This is a genomic window from Mucilaginibacter sp. P2_D11, from assembly GCF_056404435.1.
Map to the genome: position 1 here is coordinate 258,398 of NZ_JBFUEA010000007.1, position 14,491 is coordinate 272,888.

The following is a 14,491-nucleotide window of genomic DNA, read 5'->3' on the forward strand; positions in this document are numbered from 1 at the left end:
ATCGTTTCTTTTTGTCTGAACTCGAATTTTAAGGAATTTAATGAATGGGCAGAATTTTAGTTGCCATCTTTGAATTTCTTTAGTTCAAGCTTTGACTATACTTTTTGTTTAATAACCGTTTAAATTGAAGGCTTGTTGCTCCGAAAGTTATCAGTAAGCCGATTTTGATATTGTAAGCTTCGAGATAATTAATTCCTTGGGCTAAATGCACATTCTCCAATGCTATCAAAGCTTTCAACTCTACCATGATTTCTCCTTCAACAAAGAAGTCGACCCTGCGGGTTCCAATCTGCTCTGCTCTATAGAAATCGGCATTTCGAATTCTCTTACGAAACCTAATCCTTCAAGCGCCATTTCAATTTCCAGCGCCCGCTGATATATTGCTTCCTGGAATCCATTTCCTAAGACAGAATGCACCCGCATCGCGCAACCGATAATTCGGCTTGTGCAATCTTTAAATTCCTCGGGTTGCCTCTTCAATTCCATTCTGTAAAATTCTATGAATTCCTTAAAATTCGAGTTCAGACAACTTCAGCGGATAAAAACTCTCTTATATCCGTCACCACTCCCGTTATCGCACTCGCTGCCGCTGTTAGCGGGCTGGCCAGGAAGGTGCGGGAATTTGGCCCCTGCCTTCCTTCGAAGTTGCGGTTGGAGGTGGATACGCAGTATTTGCCTGCGGGGATCTTGTCCTCGTTCATGCCCAGGCATGCGCTGCAGCCCGGTTCGCGCAGCGGGAAACCTGCTGCATCGAATATTTTGTCCAGCCCTTCGCGGATGGCTTGTTCCTGTACTTGTTTACTGCCGGGCACTACCCATACGGTAACGTTATCGGCCTTGTGCTTGCCTTTTACAAATTCGGCCACCTGGCGCAGGTCTTCTATACGCGAGTTGGTGCAGCTGCCGATGAATACGTAATCGATAGGTTTGCCTAATAATTGCTCATCATCGTGCAGGCCCATGTAATCAAGGGCTTTTTTGTAGGAACCCTGTTCTTTCTGCTCAAAGGAGGCAGTTTCGGGTACGTGCTGTGTAACGCCTATGCCCATCCCCGGGTTGGTTCCGTAGGTGATCATCGGCTCAATATCTTCGGCTTTAAAGCTTAATACACTGTCGAAATCTGCATCTTCATCAGAATACAAAGTTTGCCAGTAAGCTACTGCCTCGTCCCACGCTTCGCCTTTTGGGGCAAATTCGCGGCCTTTTACATAATTAATGGTGGTTTCATCGGGCGCAATTAAACCGCAACGGGCACCCATTTCGATGCTCATGTTACAGATGGTCATGCGGCCTTCCATGCTTAAACTACGGATGGTATCGCCGGCATATTCTACCGCGTAACCGGTACCGCCTGCTGCCGAAATTTGTGCGATGATGTACAGGATGATATCCTTGGCGCCAACGCCGTTTTGCAGCTTGCCGTTCACTTCAATCTTCATCCTTTTGGGGCGAGATTGCAGTAAACATTGGGTAGCCATTACCTGCTCTACCTGCGAGGTGCCGATACCAAAAGCAATGGCACCAAATGCGCCGTGTGTAGAGGTGTGACTGTCGCCGCAAACGTAGGTACCACCGGGACGGGTGATGCCCAGCTCGGGACCTATAACGTGGACGATACCCTGGAAAGGATGCCCTAAACCGTAAAGCTCGATGCCGAACTCTGCACAGTTTTTGGTGAGCATATCAACCTGGTAGCGGGAAAGTTCTTCTTTAATGGGGAGGTGCTGGTCCCAGGTGGGGACGTTGTGGTCGGCCGTGGCAACGGTTTGTTTTGGCCTGAAAACCGGTAAGCCTCTGGTGCGCAAACCATCAAATGCCTGCGGACTGGTTACCTCGTGTATGAAATGTGTATCGATGTATAAAATATCCGGGAAACCCTCGTTGCTACTGACGACGTGCGCATCCCAAATTTTGTCGAATAATGTCTGTCCCATTGTCTTTCTTATAATTTACAATAGCGATGGGTTTGAAACCCATCGCTAATTATTGTCAACCTTGTTCCCCCTTCAGGGGGTTAGGGGGCTTCTTATGCTTCTACAGCCTGATTTTCCGGACGCAAGCTGCGTACAGTTTTGCCGGCCTGCCATAATTCGCTTTCGCGTAATTCTGCTAATTCAGCATCCAGTTTTTCGCGGTAATCGTCTTTGCTGTTGCTATCGATTGATTTTTGTGATTCAACACCGGTTGCAACGCTTTTGTAAAGATCTTCGAATACCGGTTTAGTAGCATCACGGAATTTCTTCCACCAGTCAAGCGCGCCGCGTTGTGCAGTGGTTGAGCAGTTGGCGTACATCCAGTCCATACCGTTTTCTGCAACCAATGGCATTAACGATTGGGTTAACTCTTCAACAGTTTCGTTGAAAGACTCTGAAGGTGAGTGGCCGTTAGCACGCAATACTTCGTATTGTGCTGCAAAGATACCCTGGATGCAACCCATCAGCGTACCACGCTCGCCGGTTAAATCGCTGAATACTTCTTTACGGAAATCGGTTTCGAACAGGTAACCGCTACCAACAGCAATACCTAAAGCGATAACACGCTCAAAAGCCCTGCCTGTAGCATCCTGAAAGATAGCGTAGCTTGAGTTTAAGCCACGGCCCTGTAAGAACATGCGACGCAATGATGTGCCTGATCCTTTAGGAGCAACCAAAAATACATCCACATCAGCAGGAGGGATGATGCCGGTTTGCTCGTTAAAAGTGATACCGAAACCATGAGAAAAGTATAATGCTTTGCCCGGGGTTAAGTGTTTTTTAACGGTTGGCCATAAAGCTATCTGTGCAGCATCGCTCAATAAATAGCAAATAACGGTTCCTCTTTCTAAGGCCTCTTCAATTTCAAAAAGGGTTTCGCCGGGTACAAAGCCGTCAGCGATAGCTTTATCCCATGTTTTTGAATTTTTACGCTGGCCAACAATTACGTTGATACCGTTGTCTTTTTGATTGAGCGCCTGGCCCGGACCTTGAACACCGTAGCCAATTACTGCTACAACTTCGTCTTTTAATACGTCCTGAGCTTTTGATAAAGGGAACTCCTCGCGGGTTACTACATTTTCTTCACTACCGCCGAAATTTAGTTTTGCCATTGTTTTATTGTTTGATTTTTGTGATTTCACCGATTTGGGATGATTTCACCGATTGATTTTTATTATGATTTGTAACTGATTCTTTTCTTGATTCTTGGCTCTTTTCTCTTGCCTCTAATCCTTACATCGTAAACACCTTCTGCCCCTTGTTCAAATATTCGTTCTCTACCACATCTTCACCTGGTTCAAGCCTTTCAAATTCGCGGAGCTTGCTGTTGAAGCCGTCGCTTTTTTTGATGATGGCTACGCGGGCGCTGCGTACAAATTCTATCAACCCATATGGCTGAAGGATTTTGATCAGGTTATCGGTTTCCTCGCGGTGTCCGGTTGTTTCAAACACGGTATAATCCTTACGGATAACTACCGCACGGGCGCCGTTCTCGCGCAATAAACGCTCTACGCTAACCTTTTCGGCAATAACGTCGGTGCTCATTTTGTACAGCGCCATTTCCTGCCAAACCACATCCTCATTGGTATGGTAGTACACCTTTAGCACCTCTACCTGTTTCTCAATCTGGCGGGTAAGCTTGCGCACCACATCCTCAGATTCGGTAATTACGATGTTGAAACGGTGGATGCTCTCTATCTCTGATGGCGAGGTGTTTAAGCTATCGATGTTTATTTTTCGGCGGGTAAATATAATAGCAATACGGTTAAGTAACCCTATCTGATTTTCGGTATATACCGTTATATTGAATTCCTGCTTTTCGTTTTCTGCAATTTCCATGTCGCTTTGTTTATTCCTCCGCCAGCCGGCGGAGGTTAGGGGCTTTTATTTTAATCTTATTTCGCTTACGCTGCATCCTTGAGGCACCATCGGGAACACGTTGTTCTCTTTGGTAACCATTACTTCTAACAGGAATGCGCCTTTGTGGCTCATCATTTCGTTTAATGCAGGGATCAAATCCTCGCGTTCCGAAATTGATTTTCCATCAATACCGTAGCCTTTTGCCACCATCACAAAATCGGGGCTTTGGATATCTACGAAAGAGTAGCGACGCTCGTTAAACAGTTCCTGCCACTGGCGAACCATGCCCAGGAAACGGTTATTAAGGATGATGATTTTCACATCAACTTTGCTTTGCATAATGGTACCCAGTTCCTGCAAGGTCATCTGGAAACCGCCATCGCCGATGATGGCAACAACATCGCGCTCCTGCGCACCAAATTTTGCGCCTATAGCAGCAGGGAGGGCAAAGCCCATGGTACCCAAACCGCCGCTGGTAACGTTGCTGCGGGTTTTGTTGAGCTTGGCATAGCGGCAGGCCACCATCTGGTGCTGGCCCACATCGGTTACGATAACCGCATCACCTTTGGTAATCTCGTTCAGTTGTTTGACAACCTCGCCCATGGTCATTTCGCCGCTTTCGGGGTTCAATTCTTTGTGTATAACTGCCTCAACTTCTTTTGCAGTGTATTCATTGAAAGTGTTCAGCCATTCGGTGTGCTGTTTTCCTTCAACCAAAGCAGTTAGCATTGGCAGGGTTTCTTTACAATCGCCCCAAACGGGTACGGTTGATTTTACGTTCTTGTCGATCTCAGCAGGGTCAATATCCAGATGGACAACCTTTGCCTGTTTGGCGTATTTATCCAGGCGACCTGTTACACGGTCATCGAAACGCATGCCGATGGCGATGAGCACGTCGCAATCGTTAGTCAGTACATTCGGCCCGTAGTTGCCGTGCATGCCCAGCATGCCAACATTCAAAGGATGGTCGGTAGGGATAGCGCCTGCGCCCAATACGGTCCAAGCCGCTGGTATGCCGCTTTTCTCTACGAATGTTTTAAACTCCTGCTCGGCACTGCCTAATATTACGCCTTGTCCCCAGATGATAAAGGGTTTTTTGGCCGAATTGATCAATTCGGCAGCCTCTTGTATATACTGCGGGCGAACGATAGGTTTTGGCCGGTAGCTACGGATATGGTTACATTTTACGTAACCCTCGTAGCTGAATTTTTGTATTTGTGCGTTCTTGGTGATATCTATCAAAACCGGACCGGGGCGGCCGCTTTTGGCAATGTAAAATGCCTTCGCGATAACTTCCGGTATTTCGGTAGCATCGGTAACCTGGTAATTCCATTTGGTAACCGGGGTGGTGATGTTGATCACATCTGTTTCCTGGAAAGCATCGGTACCTAAAAGGTGCGCAAAAACTTGCCCGGTGATACAAACCAATGGTGTGCTGTCTATCTGTGCATCGGCCAAACCGGTAACCAGGTTGGTAGCGCCGGGGCCGCTGGTGGCGAATACCACACCCACTTTGCCTGAGGTACGTGCATAACCCTGACCGGCATGTATGCCGCCCTGCTCATGACGCACCAGGATATGGTCTAATTTGTCCTTGTAATCGTATAACGCATCATAAATTGGCATGATAGCGCCGCCGGGGTAACCAAAAATGGTTTCCACACCTTCCACAATCAAAGCCTCTAATAAAGCTACCGACCCTGAAACTTCTACTGCCTGTGCTTTCACAGATTCTGCCGTGATTTCACCGATTTCTTGTGTGATTGTTTGTACTTCCATATTGACACCGATTACACTGATTATTTTGATTCCACCGATTTAGGTGGCTTGTTTATTCTTTTGTCTTTTATCTCTTCGTCCTTAATCCTTTTAAGGCATCTCATCCGTAACACAACCCTCTGCTGCCGATGTAACGGTTTTTGCATAGCGGTATAGTAAACCTTTGGTAACCTTAAGTGCCGGTTGCTGCCATGCTGCTTTGCGGGCCGCCATTTCTTCGTCGGACAGGATCACATTAATTTTATTGGTCGTAGCATCGATGATAATCTTGTCTTCGTCTTTGATGAGGGCAATTGCGCCACCATCGTATGCTTCCGGGGTGATGTGGCCCACTACGAAACCATGCGTACCACCGCTAAAGCGGCCATCGGTAATCAACGCTACCGAACTACCCAATCCGGCACCAAATATGGCCGAGGTTGGTTTCAGCATCTCGGGCATGCCTGGCGCGCCTTTAGGGCCAACATTGCGGATAACCACCACATCGCCTTTTTGTACACGGCCGCTTTGGATGCCTGCTATCAATTCAAACTCACCATCGAACACGCGAGCGGGGCCTTCAAAATGAGTGCCTTCTTTACCGCTGATTTTGGCAACGCTGCCGCCTTCGGCGATATTGCCATAAAGGATTTGCAGGTGACCGGTTGCTTTTATCGGGTTCTCTACCGGGAAGATGATTTTTTGCGTATCGAAGTTCATTTCGGGCACCGATTCTAAGTTTTCGGCTATGGTTTTGCCGGTAACGGTAAGGCAATCGCCATGCAACCAGCCTTGAGCCAGACAGTATTTCATCACAGCCGGAACACCACCAACGTTATGTAAGTCTTCCATCATGTATTTACCGCTTGGCTTCATATCAGCCAGTACCGGTATGCGGTTACTTACGGTTTGGAAATCGTCCTGTGTTATTTTTACGCCTACGCTTTTGCCCATGGCTATCATGTGCAATACTGCGTTGGTTGAGCCGCCTAATACCATAATAACCACCATCGCATTCTCGAATGCTTCGCGGGTCATGATGTCTGATGGCTTGATGTCCTTTTCTAATAGTATCTTTATAGCCGCGCCTGCTGCCAGGCACTCTGCTTTTTTCTCTTCGCTTAAGGCTGGGTTTGATGACGAGTAAGGCAAGCTCATTCCCAACGCCTCGATGGCGGCAGCCATGGTATTGGCCGTGTAAACACCGCCACAGGCACCCGCGCTCGGGCATGCATTTTTAATCACGCCCAAAAAGTCTTCGGGTGTGATAGTGCCGGCCATTTTTTTGCCCAAGGCCTCAAATGCCGATACGATGTTCAGGTCTTCGCCTTTCCAGTGGCCGGGTTTAATAGTACCGCCGTACACCATAATAGAAGGGCGGTTTAAACGGCCCATAGCCATAATAGAGCCGGGCATATTTTTATCACAGCCCGGTAGGGTTATGATGCCATCATAATACTGCGCGCCGGTAACAGCTTCAATCGAATCGGCAATGATGTCGCGGCTCACTAAAGAGTAGCGCATGCCTTCGGTGCCGTTGCTCATGCCATCGCTTACGCCAATGGTATGGAATATTAGCCCCACCATGTCCTCGTTCCAGATACCTTGCTTTACCAGTTTGGCCAAATCGTTTAGGTGCATGTTGCAGGTGTTACCATCGTAGCCCATACTTGCCACGCCCACCTGTGCCTTACGCATGTCATCGTCGGTTAAGCCAATGCCGTAAAGCATAGCTTGTGCGGCCGGTTGTGTTGGGTCCTGCGTAAAGGTTTTGCTATACTTGTTCAATTCTATAGCCGCGGTAGTATCTGATGATGAACTCATTTTTTGTATTTTACGATTGACGTAAACAGTAAATTTGTTGACGGATAATTAGGTTCTAAACTGTCTCTGTAAGTTAGATATAGCTCCCGCGAATAACAACAGAATAAAAAAATATTTTTAAAAAGTATATTGTGCTTTATTAATTTTTATATCGAAATAAAATTTGTTAAATATACATATTAATAAAATATAATTTTTAACAACTTATACCAAAGTTTAAAACGGTATTCGGTATGATTTTTATGCATGCATAATAAGTTGTCGAAATTCTGCCTGAAATGGGGTGCGGAGGTGGGAAAGTTGGTGGAATGACCCGATAAATTTCGTCTATTTAATTTGAATAACGCAAATACATTAATCAAATGTTATTTAGTTAACATTGTACCATTAGCGACAGGAATGAGCAGACTCGACCTCGAAATATTGCCTACCAACTTATTGCAGGAATACTACGACAGTTTCCCTGCCAATATATCCACGCAATTTGATCAACTGCAAGATAGCCCCCTTTCTGCTGATACTTTCAGTTTTTATACTTCTGTTTCTGCAGTGTTTTCGTCTAAGATAGAGGGCGAGCGGATAGACCTTGATTCGTTCGTGAAACACAAAATATCCGGGGCTAATTTCCTGCCCGATTATACGCAAAAGATAGATGATCTTTACGACGCATACCTGTTTGCGCAATCCAACGGCCTAAATCCTGAGGCCCTGAGGCAGGCTCATGTTTTGCTTACCGGGCACATACTCCAAAATGAGCAACGGGGCAAAGTACGTACGGATAATATGTTTGTGATAACCAATGATGGCAAGATAGAGTATGTTGCCTGCTTGCCCGGACAGGTTGAACATGAGTTGGCTAGACTATGTCGGGACATAGCCAGACTGCTCGATGCTGAGCTAAACGTGGCCGAAGCATTTTTCTTCGCATCTCTTATCCATTTGCTTTTTGTGAAGATACACCCTTTTTATGATGGTAACGGCCGTGCCGCACGGCTGTTGGAAAAATGGTTCCTGGCGGAGAAACTCGGTGAAAAGGCCTGGTACCTGCAATCGGAAAAACATTACTACGATGAGCATGCTACCTATTATAAGAACATCAGGTTGCTGGGCCTTGAGTATGAGGCGTTGGACTACAGTAAGGCGATGCCTTTTTTGAGGATGTTGCCGCAAGGATTGAACGCCTGACTTTGACCTTTTCCATTTGCTATTCCTAAAAACTATCTGCATCTTTAACTGACTGCAAATAGAAATATGAAAAAAATCCTAACCTTATTACTGCTGTTTATCGGCATAAACAGCTACGCGCAAACGGCCAAACTCGAACTTAACCTCCAAAAAGACAGCACTTATAATCTTACCATGAATGCGGATATGGACATTGACCAATTGATAAATGGCGTACACCAGATGGTGAAGACAACTATTAGCGGCACTATGGCCCACAAAGTAATTGCTATAAAAGATACTCTGTACGAAATGGAAGTTACTTATAAAAAACTGGGTATGCGTATGGATGTGGCCGGTAAGATAATTGAATTCAATAGCGACCCGCAATCCGTAGATCTGGTATCGAAATTTGTACGTAGCATGCTTAACAAGCCCTTCCTTATTGTGATGAGCAAACGCGGAAAAATTTTGGAGGTTAGAAATATCGACAGTTTGTTTGCCGGTATTGCAAAAGACTTTCCACAGCTGAGTGAAGCCCAGGTAGCACAGATGATGACGCAGATGAGGCAATCATTCGGTGAGAAAAGTATTAAGGGGAACTTGCAGGAAACCTTTGTTATATTCCCAAAAGAGCCACTTGCGGTAAAGAGTAGCTGGACAACCACAAACGGCATAGAGGCGGCGGCTATTTCGATAACTACAAAAACCACCTACACGCTGAACGCCATTACCGATAAATATTACGATGTAAGCGGTACTGCTGTTATTATGTCTGACAAAGAACCGCTCTTTAAAAAATCGGCAGGCTATTTTATACGATTAGTGCAACCAACCGGCAGTTATAACGCCCGGATGAAGATAGATAAGGTTACCGGCTGGATTACCGAAAGCCAAATCACCAAAGATATCTCGGCGACGGCAGAGGTTAAAAAAACGGAAGGCGGACCGATAGAGTTATCATATCCGATGAAGATTTTGATGAAGTTTACAGGAAGTAATTAACGGTTTTAAGAAGCCGCCTTTGAGGTAGCTGATCCCCTTTTCTGTTTCTAAGTGTTCAAATCGGATGTAGTTCCGTTTACCGTCTGAGTGCTAAACCATATGAGATATTGCTTTTTACTTTTTCTGCTTACACCCTTTGCGTGCCTGGCACAGATAACCATTACCGGCAAGGTTATAAACGCTGCCGATAACAAACCTATTGCCAATGCCAGTGTGTTTTTGAGTAACGCCACGGTGGGCGATAAAACTGCAGAGGATGGCAGTTTTAGCTTAAGGGGCGTAAAACCCGGCCAATATGAGTTCGTAGTTTCGGTGGTTGGTTTTGATACTTACCGTGAAACAGTACGGGCGGCCAACGAAGCTATCAGCCTGCCGGATATCAAGCTTTTAGCAAAAACTACCCAGTTGAAAGAAGTTAAGGTAGTAATAGACAACGATTGGGAGAACAACTTTCAGAAATTTAAGGATGATTTTTTAGGTACATCCACCGCCGCCCAGGATTGTAAAATAGTCGACTTCGACGCCCTCTCGCTTGATTATGATAAACGCAAGCGCATATTAACCGGCTCGTCCTACGATTTTTTGGTGATTGAAAACAAGTACCTGGGCTATCGGATAAAGTATCTGCTGAATAAGTTTGAAAAGAACGAACAATCGGGCGTGTTGTATTTTGAAGGTTCATCTACGTTTGAGGAAATGCAGGGTTCGCCCACCCAAAAACGCCGCTGGAAAAAAAGACGGCGTGAAACTTATCTTGGCTCCTCCATGCACTTTTTGCGCTCGTTAATTGTAGACAGTACGGCACAGGAAGGGTTTGTAATTTACCGGTTGATAAGGAAGCCAAATCCGGCTGCAAATGGTTTGAATAACAAGTTTATACAAACGCTGGTGAAGGTACCCATTGTTGCCTCAACTTTTTTGCATCCTACAGATTTGCCCGGTATTTATGCTATTGGCTTCGACGATTGTTTATACATTAAATATAAGAGCTCGGATTCCACTATTTTAACTATAAAAGCTAACTATGCTTTTTTCGATCAGAATGGCATCATCTCTAACCCGGCATACGTATTATTTGAAGGCGATTGGGGGCGATACCGTATTGCCCAACTGCTGCCGGTAGATTATGAACCGGTGGTGGATAAGTGACAAGCGTACCATCTCAACAAAAAAGCCCCCGAATTTCTCCGGGGGCTTGCAATATCTCAAAAGCTTAGCTTATTGCTGTTGCTCTTCTTCGGGCGTTTTGTCTTCGCCGGCGGTTTTGTTTTTGGCTACCACTTTTACCTGCTCGGCATCTTTGTCGTAGTCTACTTCCATGGTATCGCCTTCGGTAAGTTCGCCTTTCAGTATCTCTTCGGCAATGGGGTCTTCCAGGTATTTCTGTATAGCGCGTTTCAACGGACGTGCACCAAATTGCGAATCGTAACCTTTCTCGGCAATGAACTCTTTCGCCGCTAATGTCAGCTCTATTTTGTAACCCAAGCTGTTCACGCGGCCAAACAAGGCAGCAAGCTCGATATCGATAATTTTGAATATCTCGTCTTTACCCAATGAGTTGAACACGATAACATCGTCGATACGGTTCAGGAACTCGGGAGCGAAAGCGCGTTTCAAAGCGTTTTCGATTACGCCACGCGAGTGCGAATCTGCCTGAGTGGTTTTTGCTGCGGTAGTGAAACCAACGCCCTGTCCAAAATCTTTCAGCTGGCGTGCGCCGATGTTCGAGGTCATGATGATAATCGTGTTCCTGAAATCAACCTTGCGGCCTAAAGAATCAGTCAGTTGGCCTTCATCCAATACCTGCAGCAGGATGTTGAATACATCAGGGTGTGCTTTTTCAATTTCATCCAACAACACCACGGCGTATGGTTTGCGGCGTACCTTTTCGGTCAGCTGTCCACCTTCTTCGTAACCTACGTAGCCCGGAGGCGCACCCACTAAGCGCGATACGGCGAATTTCTCCATGTATTCGCTCATGTCTATCTGTATCAGGGCATCCTCGGTATCGAACATAAAGCGGGCAAGCTCTTTAGCAAGCTCGGTTTTACCAACACCGGTTGGGCCCAGGAATATGAACGAGCCTATTGGCTTTTTAGGGTCTTTCAAACCTGCTCGGGTACGCTGTATAGCGCGGGTAAGTTTTTTGATAGCATCGTCCTGGCCGATGATTTTGTTTGCGATGGTCTCGCCCATGTTCAGCAGTTTCAGGCTGTCGGCCTGACCCACGCGCTGTACGGGGATACCGGTCATCATGGCAACTACTTCGGCCACGTTATCTTCAGATACCGTGTAGCGTTTAGATTTTGTTTCGGCTTCCCAAACGGCTTTAGCCTGGTCAAGCTCCTCTAAAAGGTGCTTTTCGGTATCGCGCAGTTTGGCTGCTTCTTCGTATTTCTGGCTGCGTACAACCTTATTCTTTTCAATTTTTATCTGCTCTATCTTCTGCTCAATATCCAGTATCTGTTGCGGTACATGGATATTGGTTAAGTGCACACGCGAGCCCGATTCGTCTAATGCGTCGATAGCCTTATCCGGTAAAAATCTGTCGGTAATGTAGCGCGTGGTTAAGGTAACGCAAGCATTGATGGCCTCATCAGTATAAGTTACGCCGTGGTGTTCTTCGTATTTTTCTTTGATGCGGTTCAGTATCTCTACCGTTTCAGCAGGCGTGGCAGGTTCTACCATCACCTTTTGGAAACGGCGATCCAAAGCGCCATCTTTTTCAATGTACTGGCGATACTCATCAAGGGTTGTTGCGCCGATGCATTGTATCTCGCCACGGGCCAAAGCCGGTTTGAACATGTTAGAGGCATCCAACGAGCCGCTTGCACCGCCCGCACCAACAATGGTGTGTATCTCATCGATGAACAGGATAACATCCGGAGATTTTTCCAGTTCGTTCATCACCGCTTTCATACGTTCTTCGAACTGTCCTCGGTATTTGGTGCCTGCCACTAAAGAGGCAAGATCCAAAGTAACCACGCGTTTGTTGAACAGTACGCGCGATACTTTGCGCTGTACTATCCGCAGTGCCAAACCTTCGGCAATGGCGCTTTTACCTACGCCTGGTTCGCCAATAAGGATGGGGTTGTTCTTTTTACGACGGGATAGTATCTGCGATACGCGTTCAATTTCTTTTTCGCGGCCTACGATTGGGTCTAGCTTGCCCTCTTCGGCAGCTTTGGTCAGGTCGCGGCCAAAGTTATCCAGCACCGGGGTTTTAGATTTGATATCCGAAACCTTTTTGGGCTGGGTAAAGCTGTCGTCCTCTTTAAAATCGTCGTCGCCACCGGTAGATGAGCCTGGCATCTCGTCGGTAACATCATTTTTGTGCGATTCTACCTCGCTTTTGAACACCTCGTAATTAACGCTGAACTGCGTCAATATCTGCGAAGCGATGTTGTCTTCATCGCGCAGGATAGAGAGCAGCAGGTGCTCGGTACCTATAACGTCGCTCTTGAAAATCTTCGCTTCGAGGTAAGTGATCTTTAATACTTTTTCGGCTTGTTTGGTCAGCGGGATACTGCCTATATGCACGTTGGTGCCTATGGTGCCTTTCACGGCATCTTCCACGGCGCGGCGCAGTTTGGCGGTATCAACAGTGAGCCCTTTTAATAGTTTGATTGCCACGCCATCGCCATCACGGATGAGGCCCAGCAAAAGGTGCTCTGTACCTATATAATCATGGCCAAGGCGCAACGCCTCCTCCCTGCTGTACTGTATCACATCCTTTACACGCGGCGAAAATTTAGCTTCCATATATACCTTTCTGATTATGATCGTCCTAATCTATAAAATTGTTTTAAGTAATCAAGGCGATAGTTTTTAGTTTTATCAACAATGTTGCCAGTTTTTTTTCTTAATCGTAAACAGACAATCCGGTGATAAACACCCTGCTTAAACGGAATAAGATAATTGCGTCTTTTGTTTTCTTAACTTTAGAACCGCTTGATTTTTATATAAATACGGCAAAAACCTATTGTTGAGATGCGTTTTCGACGGATTAGTTTAGTGTCTTGCCGGTAAACCCTGTTTTTTTATTTAAGCAGGGCAATTAGTCATCCCCGGTATGACAATACGGCATGTGGCTTTTATTCCCCGGTTTGTCCCGTCCTGTCAAAAGCAAACCAAAGGATTTGTATCGTAATATACAAGTTATCCGATGAATTTTACATGAAATTTATGGAAAGGACAGTGGTGCAGCATCATAGGAGGAAATTATGAAAGATGAGAGGAATATTCATTGCCGTTGCCTTGATGATGTCGGCCTTGGTGGGCCAGGCGCAAACCAGCATACTATACCCTAATCCGCGAGTGCCACAGGGTTTTCAACCTGCCTATTACGTCGACTCGATTAAAATGGATAGTACAGCCAATGTCCTTCATTTTATTAATCCGAACCAAATCAAGAAAATCACGATAGAAAGGGATGCTAGACACAAAAATGGCGCAATCTACATCACTTTAAAAAATCATAAAGTATTGGATAGCCTGCTTAACGATAGACAACTTTCACTACAGGAGATTTTGAATAGCAACGTAAAAGCCGACGAGCAAAAGAATAAGGCATTGTTTATATGGGATGACAAGTTAATCACCGATACAACCAATATCCACTTCCCTTCAAAAAAAATAACCCGCGTAACCGTTATAAAAGCCAGCGAAATGCCTTACTTTAAAACAGCATTTCCGGATATGTTGATTGTGATGGTATCTACAAAGCCGCCGGTGATTTATATCCGGGGGGCTGCGAAAAGATAATGGGTTAATTCTTTTGAAGCCAAATCCCGGACTTTTGGGAACAACTGCAATACCACTACGGCAACGTTTGCGTAAAATAAATCCCTGCCAATGTTTTGATTCCAGCCAAAACAAGTGTTATTTAGAAGGTTAATTACAATCGA

At 45.8% G+C, this 14,491-nt stretch carries 10 protein-coding genes and 1 pseudogene; 4 read left to right on the top strand and 7 right to left on the bottom strand.

The window, feature by feature from the left end; all coding sequences use genetic code 11:
• Nucleotides 1–79 precede the first annotated feature (79 nt).
• The 6 genes and pseudogenes from AC1DXC_RS13330 to ilvD all read right to left on the bottom strand — a co-directional run bounded on the left by AC1DXC_RS13330 (nucleotide 80) and on the right by ilvD (nucleotide 7,415).
• A pseudogene (locus AC1DXC_RS13330) lies at nucleotides 80–486 on the bottom strand (GxxExxY protein).
• 35 nt (nucleotides 487–521) lie between these two features.
• A complete protein-coding gene (leuC, locus tag AC1DXC_RS13335; protein WP_477459636.1) occupies nucleotides 522–1,934 on the bottom strand; it encodes a 3-isopropylmalate dehydratase large subunit in 1,413 nt (470 codons plus the stop codon).
• 92 nt (nucleotides 1,935–2,026) lie between these two features.
• Entirely contained in the window at nucleotides 2,027–3,085 is a 1,059-nt protein-coding gene (gene ilvC / locus AC1DXC_RS13340) for a ketol-acid reductoisomerase (RefSeq protein ID WP_191188608.1), read from the bottom strand.
• Nucleotides 3,086–3,206: 121 nt separating this feature from the next.
• Nucleotides 3,207–3,812, bottom strand: coding sequence for an acetolactate synthase small subunit (gene ilvN / locus AC1DXC_RS13345; protein WP_477459637.1), 606 nt, complete (start codon nucleotides 3,810–3,812; stop codon nucleotides 3,207–3,209).
• Between the two features lie 45 nt (nucleotides 3,813–3,857).
• Nucleotides 3,858–5,612, bottom strand: coding sequence for a biosynthetic-type acetolactate synthase large subunit (gene ilvB / locus AC1DXC_RS13350; RefSeq protein WP_477459638.1), 1,755 nt, complete (start codon nucleotides 5,610–5,612; stop codon nucleotides 3,858–3,860).
• Between the two features lie 90 nt (nucleotides 5,613–5,702).
• Complete coding sequence (ilvD, locus tag AC1DXC_RS13355) at nucleotides 5,703–7,415, bottom strand: dihydroxy-acid dehydratase (protein ID WP_477459639.1); 1,713 nt, start codon at nucleotides 7,413–7,415, stop codon at nucleotides 5,703–5,705.
• 399 nt (nucleotides 7,416–7,814) lie between these two features.
• On the opposite strand from ilvD, the gene AC1DXC_RS13360 reads away from it, so the two are divergent.
• The 3 genes from AC1DXC_RS13360 to AC1DXC_RS13370 all read left to right on the top strand — a co-directional run bounded on the left by AC1DXC_RS13360 (nucleotide 7,815) and on the right by AC1DXC_RS13370 (nucleotide 10,733).
• Complete coding sequence (locus tag AC1DXC_RS13360) at nucleotides 7,815–8,600, top strand: Fic family protein (RefSeq protein WP_477459640.1); 786 nt, start codon at nucleotides 7,815–7,817, stop codon at nucleotides 8,598–8,600.
• Between the two features lie 66 nt (nucleotides 8,601–8,666).
• Nucleotides 8,667–9,584, top strand: coding sequence for a DUF6263 family protein (locus AC1DXC_RS13365; RefSeq protein WP_477459641.1), 918 nt, complete (start codon nucleotides 8,667–8,669; stop codon nucleotides 9,582–9,584).
• A gap of 99 nt (nucleotides 9,585–9,683) precedes the next feature.
• Nucleotides 9,684–10,733 carry a carboxypeptidase-like regulatory domain-containing protein gene (locus AC1DXC_RS13370; protein WP_477459642.1) on the top strand — a complete coding sequence of 350 codons (1,050 nt, stop codon included), beginning with the start codon at nucleotides 9,684–9,686 and terminating at the stop codon, nucleotides 10,731–10,733.
• Nucleotides 10,734–10,802: 69 nt separating this feature from the next.
• Here the strand turns inward: AC1DXC_RS13370 and AC1DXC_RS13375 are convergent, their stop codons facing one another.
• Nucleotides 10,803–13,346 (bottom strand): ATP-dependent Clp protease ATP-binding subunit, encoded by a 2,544-nt coding sequence (locus AC1DXC_RS13375; RefSeq protein ID WP_477459643.1) that lies wholly within the window; start codon nucleotides 13,344–13,346, stop codon nucleotides 10,803–10,805.
• A 468-nt stretch (nucleotides 13,347–13,814) separates the two neighbouring features.
• On the opposite strand from AC1DXC_RS13375, the gene AC1DXC_RS13380 reads away from it, so the two are divergent.
• A complete protein-coding gene (locus tag AC1DXC_RS13380; RefSeq protein ID WP_477459644.1) occupies nucleotides 13,815–14,348 on the top strand; it encodes a hypothetical protein in 534 nt (177 codons plus the stop codon).
• The last annotated feature ends 143 nt before the right edge of the window (nucleotides 14,349–14,491 follow it).